At 38.4% G+C, this 15,063-nt stretch carries 6 protein-coding genes and 3 pseudogenes; 6 read left to right on the top strand and 3 right to left on the bottom strand.

Annotated elements, in window-relative coordinates:
* The first annotated feature begins 590 nt into the window (after window positions 1-590).
* The 4 genes from BHE89_RS17945 (at window position 591) to BHE89_RS17930 (ending at window position 6,332) form a co-directional block, all read left to right on the top strand.
* Window positions 591-1,784 (top strand): porin, encoded by a 1,194-nt coding sequence (locus BHE89_RS17945; protein WP_248620011.1) that lies wholly within the window; start codon window positions 591-593, stop codon window positions 1,782-1,784.
* Window positions 1,785-1,870: 86 nt separating this feature from the next.
* On the top strand, window positions 1,871-3,826 hold the full coding sequence (locus BHE89_RS17940; RefSeq protein ID WP_069368616.1) for a bifunctional 2',3'-cyclic-nucleotide 2'-phosphodiesterase/3'-nucleotidase: 1,956 nt from the start codon (window positions 1,871-1,873) through the stop codon (window positions 3,824-3,826).
* Window positions 3,827-3,913: 87 nt separating this feature from the next.
* Window positions 3,914-4,690: a ribonuclease T2 family protein gene (locus BHE89_RS17935; protein ID WP_069368615.1), complete on the top strand. Its 777-nt coding sequence runs from the start codon at window positions 3,914-3,916 to the stop codon at window positions 4,688-4,690.
* 19 nt (window positions 4,691-4,709) lie between these two features.
* Window positions 4,710-6,332 (top strand): bifunctional metallophosphatase/5'-nucleotidase, encoded by a 1,623-nt coding sequence (locus tag BHE89_RS17930; protein WP_069368614.1) that lies wholly within the window; start codon window positions 4,710-4,712, stop codon window positions 6,330-6,332.
* A 556-nt stretch (window positions 6,333-6,888) separates the two neighbouring features.
* Here BHE89_RS17930 and BHE89_RS17925 read toward each other — a convergent pair.
* The 3 genes and pseudogenes from BHE89_RS17925 to sbcD form a co-directional block, all read right to left on the bottom strand.
* The gene (locus tag BHE89_RS17925; RefSeq protein ID WP_069368613.1) at window positions 6,889-7,488 is read right to left on the bottom strand and encodes a nitroreductase family protein; all 600 of its coding nucleotides are present in this window, start codon (window positions 7,486-7,488) and stop codon (window positions 6,889-6,891) included.
* Window positions 7,489-7,647: 159 nt separating this feature from the next.
* Window positions 7,648-11,360: pseudogene (locus tag BHE89_RS27520) on the bottom strand (AAA family ATPase).
* Window positions 11,360-12,590 (bottom strand): annotated as a pseudogene (gene sbcD / locus BHE89_RS17915) (exonuclease subunit SbcD). Before sbcD ends, BHE89_RS27520 begins: the two co-directional pseudogenes overlap by 1 nt.
* Before the next feature lie 221 nt (window positions 12,591-12,811).
* Here sbcD and phoB point away from each other — a divergent pair.
* Complete coding sequence (gene phoB / locus BHE89_RS17910; protein ID WP_069368610.1) at window positions 12,812-13,501, top strand: phosphate regulon transcriptional regulator PhoB; 690 nt, start codon at window positions 12,812-12,814, stop codon at window positions 13,499-13,501.
* Between the two features lie 23 nt (window positions 13,502-13,524).
* A pseudogene (gene phoR / locus BHE89_RS17905) lies at window positions 13,525-14,824 on the top strand (phosphate regulon sensor histidine kinase PhoR).
* Window positions 14,825-15,063 lie beyond the last annotated feature (239 nt).

The following is a 15,063-nucleotide window of genomic DNA, read 5'->3' as shown; positions in this document are numbered from 1 at the left end:
TATTTATTTAGTGGTTAAAATTAATACTTCCTTTTAAATATATTAAATAGGGAGATAAATTTTTTATCAGCAAAAAAAGAGTTTTATAACGGAATGAAATATAAAAGAAAAATCAAAAAAGTGCTATTTTTAAAAAGTTTAGATTAAGTTCAAAAAACACGTATCTTTACCTTTAATTGTGATGCCTATCACTTGGGTATGTAACCATGAAAATGCACATTGGTGTAATTGTGGGCTACATCACGAAAGTAGGGCTTTTTTTTGAGTAACATGCCATCGAAAACTCAATAACCTATTTCTTTTCCTGACAGAAATAAAAGCAATGCCCTTATTTAAATATAATGAGGACATTATTTTTGTGTCTTATTGGTGAAAATCTCTGTGTCAAGGAAACGAAAGCCTATAAGAGAAAATAAGTAGAGTAATAATAGTCGTTATAAAAATGATCAGTTGTAAAAGCGATTTTCTTGTTTGAGATCCGTGGCGGCGGCTCTTTGAACTGAATTTAGGGTTAATGATAGACGGCGGTATTATTTTTAACCTTAAAAAGGAAATCATAAAACTATAGAAAATAGATGGGTATTTTAATCATGAAAAGCTTGAAGCCTCTAGCAGCACTGGTGGGTTTGTTGGTTCTTTCTGGATCGGCAAACGCAGTAAACGTGTATAACGATAAGGGTACACGTTTTGATGTAAATGGTCAGTTCCGTTTAAAAACGCAAGTGACCAGCCAAAATCATGAAATGAAAATGAATGATGATGGTAGCCGTATCGGTTTCTTCGGTTCACACGAACTGACTAACGATATCAAAGTATTTGGTAAATTAGAGTGGGGTTCAGACACGCAAAAAACGAACAGTGACAACCCTAAATCAAACTTTGAAATGTACAACCGTGTAGGCTATGTTGGCTTCTCTCATCGTGATTATGGTCAAATCCAGTTTGGTCGTACTTATATTCCAATTGACTGGGTAAAAAAATCAAGCTACGGCTATGGTAACACGGGTGTATTCTACTTTAGCGATGTATTAGGTCGTTCTGTGGGCTATTCTGGTGGTGAAACGAGCGTTAATGGTAAATATGTAAACTATAATGGTGTTGGTAAAAACAACTTTATGACGCGTTTACCACAAACTATCTTTATTGAAACTAACCGTTACGAAGGCTTTAAATTAGCGGGTACCGTAACAGGCAAAACAGGTGAAGATGGTCGCCGAGTTGCAGGTGATATCACTCGCGCTTATTCATTAGTCGGTTTTTATAAATCAACTTTCGGTTTAGAGTTTGACGCAGGTTACTCAGCAGCCAAAGGTGAAGCAAACAATTCAGGGCCAAATAAAGATAAAGCGCCTGAAAATAGTATTTTAGCATTTGGTGCGGAATACTTCTTCCCAGGTCGTGAGTTCTCTATCGGTTTAGACTATGGTCAATCTCGTGGTAAAAACCCAGGATTAGCATTGTATTCAAACCAAGCGCCACGTGGCTGGAACTCTGTTAAAGGCGACTGGAAAGCAGACTTATATGGTGTTGGTGTGAAATGGCACTGGGATCGTATTGAAAGTGGTATGTATGCGGGTTACTACCTGCGTGATGGCGATGCCAACACATTCAACTACAAAAAAGAAACCTATACTGTGGGTGTAGATAAACGTTTTGCGGTATCTAAATACAACAACTTACGTTTATTCGCTGAAATGGCATACGATGATGCACGTAGCGAAAACCCGAAATATGAAGATAAAAAACAATATATCTTCGAAACTGGTATGCGTCTGTACTTCTAGTCCGAGTAAAGGCACTACCGTTTGACAGAAGTAACCAAAGGAGAGCCATTTTGCTCTCCTGTTAACCAATATATAAGGGGTGTGTAATGGTTAAGAATGTGTTGAAAATTTCAACATTAGCAATGTTTGTCGCATTCAACGTGAATGCTGCGACAGTCGATCTTCGTATTATGGAGACGTCTGATGTTCACAGTAACTTAATCGACTTTGACTACTTCAAAGACAAACCAACAGAACAGTTTGGTTATGTTCGTACTGCTAACTTAATTAAAGCAGCGAAAGCAGAAGCAACCAATGCGATTTTAGTTGATAACGGCGACTTGATCCAAGGCAGCCCGCTGGCTGACTATCAAGCAGCTAAAGGCTTAGAAAAAGGCGAATCTCATCCAGCTCATCAGCTGATGAACACCATGGGCTACACAGTCGGTAACTTTGGTAACCATGAATTTAACTATGGTTTAGATTACCTGAAAAAAGCCATTGCTGGTGCTAAATTCCCTTACATCAACGCCAACGTGATGGATGCGAAAACAGGCAAAAACTATTTCACACCTTATATCATCGTTGATACACCAGTAAAAGATCGTGATGGTAAAGAACACACTATCAAGATTGGTTATATCGGCTTCGTTCCACCACAGATCTTAATCTGGGATAAAGCCAATCTGGATGGTAAGGTCGTTGTAAACGATATTACAGAAACAGCAAAAAAATTCGTTCCTCAAATGAAAAAAGAGGGTGCTGACCTGATTGTGGCTATTCCTCACTCTGGTTTCGCGTCTGAGCCGTATAAAGCAATGGCTGAAAACTCTGTTTATTATTTAAGCGAAGTTGAAGGCATCAATGCAATCATGTTTGGTCATGCTCATGGCGTATTCCCAAGCAAAGAATTTGAAGGCATTAAAGGTGTTGATGTTGCTAAAGGGACTGTAAACGGCGTTCCTGCAGTTATGCCTGGTCAATGGGGTGATCACTTAGGTGTCGTTGATATGGTTATCAATAACGACAGCGGTAAATGGGTGATGACGGAAGCGACAGGTGAAGCGCGTCCTATCTTTGATAAAGCAAACAAAAAAGCATTAGTTGAACGTGATGCTGAATTAGCGCAAATCATCGAAAAAGCACACCAAGGTACTCGTGATTTCGTGGGTAAACATATTGGTAAAGCATCCGCTAATATGTATAGCTATCTTGCCTTAGTACAAAGTGATCCAACTGTACAAATCGTTAATGATGCGCAAGTTGATTACACCAAACACTTTATTCAAGGTGATCCAAACTTAGACGGTTTACCTGTATTAGGTGCAGCTGCGCCATTTAAAGCAGGTGGCCGTAAAAACGCACCAGCCGACTTCGTCGAAGTTGAAAAAGGTGACTTAACATTCCGTAATGCAGCTGACTTATATCTGTATCCAAACACATTAGTGGTTGTTAAAGCGACCGGTGCGGATGTTGTTGAGTGGTTAGAATGTTCAGCAGGTATGTGGAACCAAGTTGACCCTAACTCAACTAAACCACAAGAACTGATCAACTGGGATGGTTTCCGTACTTATAACTTCGATACTATCAGCGGTGTGAACTATAAAGTTGACCTAACTCAACCTGCTAAATATGACGTTGATTGCCAAGTGATTAATAAAGATGCGAATCGTATTAAAGAAGTTACTTACGAAGGCAAACCCATCGATCCTAAAGCAACATTCCTGATCGCAACAAATAACTACCGTGGATACGGCGGTAAGTTTGCAGGTACTGGTGAAGCCAATATTGCGTTTGCATCTCCAGATGAAAACCGTGCAATCTTAGCTTCTTACATTGCTAAACAAACAAAAGAAAAAGGCGAAGTTGCAACTAAAGCCGCTAACAACTGGTCATTCTTACCTATTAAGACTGACAAAGCGTTAGATGTCCGTTTTGAAACTTCTCCAAGTGAAAAAGCGGCTGCATTTATTAAAGATTTTGCTCAATATCCAATGACCTTTGTGGAAAATGATGAGATCGGTTTTGCAATTTACAAAATTGATTTAACTGAGAAGAAATAAGTGATTAAACCTGCCCATTCAGGGCAGGTTTTTCTTACCTTTTTTTGAACCAAGAGAGTAAAATTTATTGCTCTTTAAGGGGATTTTATGCGCTTTATGAAGCTATTACCTGCTGCTTTTGCTTTAGTGCTAGCAGGATGTGCAACACAAGCACCTGAAATTACAGAACCATTAAAACCTCAAGCTAAATTAGTTGAAGGTGTATCTTGTATTTTACCCGATGCACCAACAGCACCTTACGACTATATCGCTTCTAATGATCGCTATGGTCAAAACAGCACAGCATCAACAGATTACTTTAAGTTAGCGATTAACTACTCACCCGCTTTTTGTGATTATAAAAGTAATAACATTAAGCGTTTAAATAACGACAATGAAAAAGATCGTGCAAAACGTGAGTACGATAAATTTGAAATCCAGTGTTTCTCCGATAACAAATTTGGCTGGATTGTTCATGGGCTGTGGGCTGAAACCTGTGATGGTAAATCATGGGAAGAGTGTCGTGATTGGAAAGACATACGCAAGCATCCTCGTTTATGTAAAGGTGATTTACCTCCTTTAGAATACTCTGCTATCAAACCTTATCTGTGTGATTCTCCTGGTATCGATCTACTACAAGGCGAATGGGAAAAACATGGCGTATGTGCATTTGATACACCAGATGCATTTTTTGGTAAACAGAAAGAGTTGTATGAAGCGTTAGTATTACCAGAAGGCCGTCCTTCAAACAGTGCATTGATTAAGTTCTTAAAAGAACACAATCCATCACTGAAGGATAAAGAAATTCAAATTAATCGAGATGAATTCTATATCTGTTATAGCAAAGATTTCGAAGTTATTGATTGTCCGAAACGTGAATTTTGATCTTAGGGATAAATTTTAAATGAACCATAAATATAAACTCGTTGCACTGGCAGTAAGCTCCGTCTTATTAGCGGGTTGTGCAAAGAACTACGACGAAGCTAATGTTGTTGATGTGCGTGTTATCGCAATGAACGACTTCCATGGTGCACTGAAAGCGCCAGGTCCTAACAAACCTGGTGGCATTGAGCACATGGCAACATTAATCAAAGAAATGAAGAAAGATAACCCGAACAACATCGTTGTTGCTGCGGGTGATATGGTGGGTGCAAGCCCTCTGTTATCTTCAATGTTCCATGATGAGCCTTCTATCGAAGCATTATCATTGGCTGGCTTAGAAGCAACGTCTGTGGGTAACCACGAATTTGATAAAGGTATGGGCGAGTTACTGCGTAAGCAAAACGGTGGCTGCCATCCAGTAACAGGTTGCCAAGGTCCAACTGAATTTAAAGGTGCTGATTTCCAATACTTATCAGCAAACGTAACTGTTAATGAAACAGGTAAAACGTTATTCCCTGAATATGTTATCAAAGAATTTAACGGTATCCCTGTTGCCTTTATCGGTGTCACTCTAGAAGGTACTGCCGCAATCGTCACCCCTAAAGGGACTGAAGGGCTAAGTTTCCATAACGAAGCAAAAACGATCAATGCATTAGTGCCTCAGTTAAAAGCTCAGGGTGTTCAAGCGATTGGTGTCTTAATCCACGAAGGTGCAGCACAGCGTCGTGATGGTGGTCCAGTAAATATCAACGCATGTAATGGTATTACAGGTAAAGTACTGGGTGTGGTTGATCAATTAGATCCCGCGATTGACTTCGTTGTGACAGGTCACACTCACCAAGCTTACAACTGTAAGATTAACGGACGTTCTGTGACATCAGCACAATCAAACGGTGCAATGTTAACGCGTATCGACCTGAAATTAGACAAAACCACAAAAGACGTTGTTGATGTAGAAGCACGTAATATTTGGGTTGATAACCGCAAATATGAAAAAGATCCTGCAGTCACTAAACTGTTAGAAGCTTACGAAAAAATCGCTACCCCATTAGCTAACCGTATTATCGGTAAGTTAGAAGGTAATTTAACTAAGCAAACGAATGACGCGGGTGAATCTGCACTGGGTCAAGTGATTGCTGATGCGCATTTATACACTGCAAAACCAAAAGATATGGGTGGTGCACAAATCGCATTTATGAACAGCGGTGGTATTCGTGCTGATATGACTGGCGGTGATGTTTCTTATAACGCAATCTACACTGTACAGCCATTCTCTAACGTACTATTAACGCAAACATTAACGGGTGAGCAAATCAAACGCCTGTTAGAACAACAATGGGATCGTTCACGTCCACAAGTGTTAGCGGTTTCAGGCAACTTCCAGTACACATGGGATAGCAAAGCCTCTAATGGTAACCGTGTTATTGTTGAATCAATGAAAATTGACGGTAAACCAGTAGATATGAAAGCAACTTACCGTGTTGTGGCTAACGAATACTTAGCAACAGGTGGTAGCAACTTCTCTGTGCTGAAAGAAGGTAAAGATCCTGTTTACAGCGTGCCAGATGTTGATGCTGTTGTGAAATACTTTGCTGAGCAGTCTCCAATTGCTCAACCAAAAGCAAACAACATCACACGTAAATAACCTATTTTCATACGCCTTGTGAAAATCGCACCGCTTATTTCAGTAAGCGGTGCGTAACTAAATAAAGAGAGCAAAGTGTTGAACACAAAGGGTCCATCCCTACCTTTGTATTCATTACGCACTTTGCTCTTTTTTTATGTTTTTTTATTCGCAAATGTAGGGGAATAGACATAAGAGTCAAAGCCTTTATAAGGCATCATTTGTGGTGTATTGCTTCTTTAAGCGACAAAAGATTGCGTTTTGTCGTGATGATAAAGATCTAAACTTATCACGTTTTAATTTTATAAGGTGATAACTGCCGTGAGGCTGGAAGTGTAAGTCATGGCTATTCATGGCTATCTCATGAAAATTTCTATGATGCTCAGAAACAACAGTGAAGACCGATCTGAAACGCATTAAAGCATAAAAGCGTGGTGGCATTAGGCAACCACGCTTGTTTTGTAGGCATGTAATAAAAAAAAAAGCCCACAGAGGCTTGTGGGCAATGGAATGAAAGTAAAGAAAAAGAGGGTATTACTTATTGCTAGGGTCTTTTGTCAGATGTCTGTTCTAACACTTATTTGAAGATTTTAAAGCGTGCATCATCTTCCATATAATTCTTCTCACCAGCCTCTTGTTCAATTGAACCAAAGACCATTTGCGCTCTTAATTTCCATGTTTTTGGCAGATCCCAAGTTGCATGAACTTCGTCATCAATAATTGGGTTGTAGTGTTGTAATGAAGCACCTACGTTTTCTGCTGCTAAGGCTGTCCAAACAGAAAGTTGTGCCATACCACTTGCTTGCTCTGACCATACAGGGAAGTTCTCAGCGTACAGTGGGAATTGCTCTTGAAGACCTTTTACGATATCGGTGTCTTCGAAATACAGAATTGAACCAGCACCTGCGGCGAAACTATCAATTTTAGCTTCAGTGGCGCTAAACGCTTCTGCAGGGACTAATTTTTTCAGTGTGTTTTTAACGATATCCCACAGTTTTTGATGTTGTTCACCAAACAGAACAACAACACGAGATGTTTGTGAGTTAAATGCTGTTGGGCTTTCTTTAACCGCTTCTTTGATAACCGCAGTGACTCTGTCTTCGCTAATAGGAAGTTGATTACCTAAATGATAAATTGTTCTACGTTTTTTCATTAAATCAGTAAATGCGTTAGACATGATTGTCTCCTTGATAAATTTGAGCGCTTAAAGCGTGTCTTAGCTTGAGCTAATCTATGGACATACTATAGGGCTTAGTCGTGATTTATTGATATATAAAAAAATTTAATCAGTTACGTCAAAATATTCGACCTAGTTTTTAACTGTTTGATTTATAATTTATTTATCTGAACATCTAAACTCGGGAGCGAGTTGGCTAATACCTAATCCTCCCGCCTTCTTCACTTTAATTTGTACAGGAATGCGCTCTTTCATAGCTTCTACGTGACTAATTACGCCAATAATTTTGCCGGATGCATTTAGGCTATCGAGAGCATCTAATGCAATATCTAGAGTATCAGGATCTAATGTGCCGAAGCCTTCATCTAGAAATAGTGATTCGATTTGAGTTTTGTTACTGACTAAATCCGACAGCGCTAAGGCGAGAGATAAGCTAACTAAGAAACTTTCGCCACCTGATAGCGTGCGAGTATCTCGCAACGCATCGGCTTGCCACGTGTCGGCAATTTGTAGTTCAAGGCTTGCGGGTGTTTTGCGTTGCAAGAAATAACGTCCATGAAGTTTTTCTAAACGAAGGTTAGCTAAATAAATGAGATGATCAAGTGTTAATCCTTGAGCAAAACGGCTGAATTTATCGCCTGATGCTGATCCGACTAATTCGTTTAAGTAGCTCCAATCATCGAATTGAGATTGTTGTTTGGTAATATGGATCAATAGATCCTGTTGCTCTTTACGTTTTTCCTCATCAATACGCAGTTGCTCTTGAATACGAAACTTCGTTTCTTGTACTTGAGTCATTTGTGTTTCTAACTGCAATAACTGGGCGGTAATTTGTTCAAAATTTTGTTGTGTTACCAATATCGGTTGTTGTGACAAGTGCTGTTGATAGTTATTTACTTGAGTGTCTAAACGTGTTTTCTCTTGCAATAGCTTATCAAGCCGTTGTTTTTGCTGCTCTTGTAAACGATTTCTTTCCTCAACGGATAACAGCGACGCCAGAAATGCCTTTTCATCAGCAAAAGGGCTATTTTTTAATTTATTTTGATATTGTTCAAGAATGGTTTGTGAGTGGACATTAAGCCGTTGTTGTGATTTTTCGTTTTCCTGATATTGACCAATTAGCTGATTTAAACGTATTTCGAGTCGATTTTTTTTCTTCGCTATATTGCTCGATTTGTTTTTGTAACCATTGGCTCTGTTTATCCAACTCATTACGTGCATCTTCAGTAGTTTGTGTCCCGAATAAAGCTTGGCGTTGTGCGTTTAGCTGTTCTTGTTGCTGATTTAATTGTTTTAAATGAACTAAAACAGCATCAAGTTCTTTTTGAGATTCAGATAAATAGCGTTTTCTCTCTTCCAGCGTTAATAACAATTCACGAATTGTTTGTTGTAATTCAGAATGTGTTTTTAAGGTTAATTGATATTGTTGGTTCTCTTTTTTACGCGCAATAAGCCATTGAATTTTGTCTTCAAATTCCTGTAATTCATAACCTTGCTGTTTGACAAGAGATTGAAGCTCCTGCGCTAACTGGGTTTGTTGTTGAAGATATTGCGCTGTTTGCTGTTGTTTATTGGAAACCTCTCTCTGTTGTTGAGCAAATTCATTTTGTTGATGAAACATCGCTTGTTGTTGTTGATTAAATTGCTCTTTGCTATCAGATAACCGTTTGTATTCTTGTTGAATTTGGGCTTCTAATTGTTGATAACTAATCTGTTTTTGTGCCAGTAAATTATCTTCTTTTTCAAGTTCTGAATCTAATTGAGTTAGATCTGTTTCTTCGCTATCAACATCGGGTAATGCGTAAGTTTGAGCTAAAACTCGCCATTGCTGTTTTAATGACGCAATATCTTGTGTGAGCTGCTCAAGTTCAAGACTTAGTTTTTCATTTTGAGCTTGATAGTTAGCGCACTGTGTTTTTTGTTCCACTAACTCTATTGTTAATACATGAACTTGTTGCGTTAAAATATCTAATCGTGTTTTGGTTTCGTCGGGCTTAATTTCTTTGTATTTTTCAACATAAGGATGTTCAGTTGAACCACATACAGGGCATGGGGTGTCTTTAACTAAACGCAGTCTTTCTTCTTCGTATTCTGCTAATTTGCGTATTAAAAGATAATTATCATTTAAGTCTTTGAGATGCTGTTCTTTCTCTTTTAAAACGATGCCATTTTTACTGATGTTTTCAGTTAGCATGACTATTTTTTTGCTGATTGTCTGACTGTGTTTTTTGGTATTGATGTTTCGTTTTTATAGCATGCTGTAATTGAGCCTGTAATCCCATGAGTTTTGCGAGAGCATTTCTTTGCTGAGAAATTTGTTGCAAACGATGAGGGATATCTGCAATGGCATCTGTTTTCTTTTGTTGCTCAATTTGCGTTTGTAATTGACTTAATTGTTCCTGTTGCAACTTAAGCGTGTGCTGTTGTTTTTCTAGTGTATGTGTTGTTTTCTCAAGAGAACGTTTAAGAAACTGTTCTTTTTTCTTGTTCTACTTTTTCGCTTTTCTGGCTAATTAAATTATTTTTCTGTAATTTTCATCATATTGCTCAAAATAACGTTGCCATAAAGGTAAATTTTCAGCAAGTTGAGCATGGGCTGTATGCTGAGTTAAATAGTCATTTAATTCATTGAATTGCGTTTGTGAGCTCGCTAATTGGGTTTCTGTTAACTGTATTTTTTTCTAGATATTCTGACTTTGTTTTCTCTAGCGTATTTTTTTTGCTGTGTTTTTTACTGAAATATCCTGTTGTAGCAAGATTAACTGATTATCTAATGGTGTTACTTTTTTCACGAATAAGCTGTAATATTTGTTGTTTTTTTTCTCATTGTGTTGTTTAAATGTATTACGAGCCTCGACGAGATGCTGATTAATCGGTTGGCTCTGTTGTTCAATCCGTTGTTTTTCTTCTTTTAGTGTTGAGCATTGTGACTCAATATAGGCTTGTTCTTTTAATAGACGGTTTTTTTCATCATAAATTGGACGGATTTTTTCTGCGGGTTCGCTATTTTCAAGACGTTGAATCTCAGGTTTAGCTGCAACTAATGCTGCTTGTGCTAAGTTAACCTCAGTTTGTGCTAATGCTTTGTTTTTACTAAGTTCAGTTTCTTTTTCTTGCCACTGTTGTGCTGCTTGATATTCCTGTTGTTGTTTTTGTAATTGGCGCTCTTTGGCAAAAAGCTCAGTTTGTTCAGTTAATAAAGCTTGGCGAGCATTTTCATCTAATAACGCCATCATTTCGGCTTGCTGTTTTAACGTTTTTAATGCTTGTTCTTCTTCACGCCAATGTTTAAAGATAGATTGGGAAATATGGCGATAAATATCTGTGCCAGTCAGTTCTTCGAGTAATTCAGCGCGAGATTTATCATCCGCATTTAAAAAAGCCGCAAATTGCCCTTGAGAAAGTAACATTGATTTAGTGAAACGATCAAAATCAAGACCCGTGATATTAATGATCATCTCTTTCACTTGGCTTATCTTGCTCGCCAATATTTTGTCTTCGCCACCTATGGTATTGAGTTTAACCAGTTCTGCTTGTGGTGCTTGAAGATTACCATCCTCTTTATAATTAGCACGACGTTGTTCCCAAAATGCACGATAAGCCACACCTTTGACTTCAAATTCAACTTCAGCCAAACATTCTGCTGTATGGCGTGTCATTAACTCATTTTGTGATTGTGTGACTTTATCGAGTCGTGGCGTTCGATGATAAAGCGCTAAACTTATCGCATCTAACAGGGTGGTTTTTCCCGCCCCCGTAGGGCCTGTAATCGCAAATAATCCGTTGCTAATAAAAGGTTCTTGGTTGAAGTTAATTTTCCATTCACCTTTTAAGGAATTAATATTTTTAAATCGCAGACTTAAGATTTTCATTATGCTTCGTTATCCTCTTGTTCTGCCATTTCAACGGCTTGCTTAAACAATGTTGTTAAGCGTGTTTTTATCTCTTCTGAATCAAACTCATGCTGTTCTAAGCGCCTTTCAAAAACATCATAAACGGTTAACTCAGTCAGTGTTTCGTTTTCATTTTGAGTGAATGCTTGGCGTTGTTTTCTGGCTCTTCTTAATAAGATCACATCAAAAAGCGGATCGTGAGTGAGCTCTTGAATACGAGTTTGTATGTCACTGAGATAATCTTGGGTTGAGACTTCGATATCTAACCAAATTGTGGTCTCTATTTCACCGTATTGTTTTTTTTAAGTCCTCAAGTTGTATTGCTATCTCTTTTAATGAACCACGAATAGTGCGTAGTAACTGAAGCTCAGGAATAGGTAAAAGTGTGAGGTTAGTGAGTTTGTCTTGCTCAAAATCGATAAGACAGACGCTTTTCTGTTGTCCGCTCTCATCAAAACTTAAAGGAATAGGGGAGCCACTATAACGAATATGACCTGATTTATTCACCACTTGAGGGCGATGAATATGACCAAGAGCAATATAGTCAAATTCAGGAAATAGGGTTGCAGAAAAAGCCTCTAAAGTCCCAATATAAATTTCACGTACTGAATCGGTGACGCTTGCACCGATAGTCGTGAGATGACCTGTTGCAATAATGGGGATATTTGCATTCAATTTTTTACGTAAATCAAGAGCAACTTGATATTGAGCTTGGTAATAATCAGCAATGGCTTCTTTTAGAGCGTTTTGTTTTTCAGCCCCAGATTGTCCACTTTTGCTGCTGATCATATCTCTGGGGCGTAGATAAGGGATAGTACAAAGCAGTGCTCCCGGAGTGTTATCTTTTTGAGGAAGAATGAGCGGGGCTTGTGGTGTTTCAGTATCAACATTAGCAATAACGGTTGTATTTAAACACGCCAATAGTGATTTTGATTCATTGAGTGTTGCCACCGAGTCGTGATTACCACCAAGAATAACGAGCTGACATTGTGTGTCTCGAATAGCAACCACAAAACGGTTATAAAGTTCTCTGGCATAACTTGGAGGGGAGCCAGTATCAAAAATATCGCCTGCAACAATCAGTGCATCGACTTGATAATGTTTAATTTGTGCTAACAACCAATCAAGAAACTGTTGATGTTCTTTAGCGCGAGTCTTAGTAAAAAAATATTGCCCTAAATGCCAATCTGATGTGTGAATAATCCGCATTACTATCCCTCTTTTTTATCTGTTGGAGAGTATAACGCACCTTACTTTTTTTAGTGAAAACTCAACATAAGCCTTCTTTTTGAGTGACATTTCACCAAAAAACGACTTATTTGCCTTAACAACAGGGATCTATTTCAGTAATGTTAAGGTTAGTCATAAATCTGTCATAAAACTGCATCATAATCATTTTGACCCTCTATATACATTACACAGGATAGAGTATGGCAAGGCGTATTCTTGTTGTTGAAGATGAAACCGCAATTCGAGAGATGATCTGTTTTGTTTTGGAACAAAATGGTTTTCAACCTATTGAAGCAGAAGACTATGATTCTGCATTGAGCTTTCTTATTGATCCTTACCCTGATCTGGTTTTATTAGATTGGATGATCCCTGGGGGATCTGGTTTGCAGGTAATAAAGCAGATGAAACGGGAAAGTAACACCCGTGATATCCCAATTATTATGCTAACTGCGAAAGGGGAAGAAGAAGATAAAGTTCAAGGGTTAGAAACGGGTGCTGATGATTATGTTATCAAACCCTTTTCACCTAAAGAGCTTGTTGCTCGTGTGAAGGCAATTTTACGGCGTTTATCACCAATGTCAGCGGAAGATATCATAGAGTTCAATGGATTAGGACTTGATCCTGTTTCTCATCGGGTGACGAGTCAAGATAAACCGATTGAGATGGGCCCTACCGAATTTAAACTCCTGCACTTTTTTATGACACATCCTGAACGCGTATACAGCAGAGAACAGCTGTTAAACTATGTTTGGGGAACGAATGTTTATGTCGAAGACCGTACTGTTGATGTGCATATTCGTCGTTTACGTAAGGCCATTGAAGAAGATGGTCATGACAGAATGATACAGACAGTACGCGGAACGGGATATCGTTTCTCTGCCCGTTTCTAAGTCAATATGGGAGTAATCGTCAGGTGTTAGAACGACTATCGTGGAAAGCCCTCGTTTGGGGGCTATGTCTATTTTGTTTGCCTGCCTTTATATTATCGCTTTTTATCGGGCATCTTCCTTGGTTGCTGGTGGCATCGCTTCTCAGTGCCCTTGTGTGGCATGCTTATAATTTGCTGAAATTATCTAAATGGTTATGGTTAGATCGCTCGATATTGCCCCCTGAAGGTAGGGGAGGATGGGAGCCTATTTTTTTATGGTATTCGACAAACTCAGCAACGTAATCGTAAGCGACGTAGAGAATTAGGTGATTTAATTAAACGTTTTAGAAGTGGGGCTGAAAGTCTACCCGATGCTGTTGTGATGATGACAAATGAAGGGAATATTTTTTGGTGTAATAGCCTTGCTCAACATCTATTAGGTTTTCGTTGGCCTGAAGATAACGGGCAAACTATTTTTAACTTATTACGTTATCCTGATTTTTTACACTATTTTACTGCGGGTGATTTTAGTCGCCCCTTAACCATTTCACTCAATAATGGCTCTATTGTTGAGTTCCGTGTGATGCCATATAGCGAAGACCAGCGTTTGATGGTAGCTCGTGATGTGACAGAAAAAAATAAACTAGAAAACTCGCGACGTGATTTTTTTGCTAATGTGAGTCATGAGTTAAGAACACCGTTAACCGTTATTCAAGGTTATCTTGAAATGATGGAAGAAAAGAGTGTAGAAAAACCCGCTGAGCATAAAGCGATAGTCACGATGCAAGAGCAAGCTAAACGTATGGATACGCTTGTGCAGCAGCTCTTACAGCTTTCTCGTATTGAATCTGCCCCCCATATTGATTTAAACAAGATTGTTGATATTCCTGCTATTTTGGCTTTATTACAACAAGAAGCTAACTCACTCAGTCAAGGTCAACATCAGATTATTTTTGATGTTGATGAACAGTGGGCTGTTCGTGGTAATGAAGAGCAACTGCGTAGTGCGGTTTCTAATTTAGTGTATAACGCTATTAATCACACTGACGAAGGTTCAACCATAAATGTCAGTTGGAAGAAAATTCCTCAAGGTATGTTATTTAGTGTTTCAGATAATGGGGCGGGGATCAGCGCTGAACACTTAACGCGTTTAACCGAACGTTTTTATCGCGTTGATAAAGCTCGCTCTCGTCATTCTGGTGGAACTGGGTTAGGTTTGGCTATTGTGAAAAAATCATTGCTTCATCATCACTCTCAATTGAATATTGAAAGTAAAGTCGGTGTTGGGAGTACGTTCTCTTTTATCCTTCCTCAAACCCTGCTTACCGCTAAAAAAACACACTAGCAGTATGCTTTTTAAAGGCCTTTATCACTTGAATTCAATTTGTGATAAAGGCTTTTTTGTTCCTATATTTTTAATATCAATAAAAACTAATATCGTAGCGTTAAATTTTAATATTATTAATTAATAGTAACTTTAAATGATGCCAATAGTTAATTTTATTGGTGATAAAATGTACAAATCATATCATGTATATTCGATGATATATGATAGTTATAACTAGTGCTGAAAAATAGTTTAGA

Origin of the sequence: Shigella sp. FC1967 (assembly GCF_001743005.1) — a bacterium.
Taxonomy (GTDB): domain Bacteria; phylum Pseudomonadota; class Gammaproteobacteria; order Enterobacterales; family Enterobacteriaceae; genus Proteus.
The sequence above is the reverse complement of the archived record's forward strand: the minus strand, read 5'-3'. Positions and strand labels throughout refer to the sequence as shown.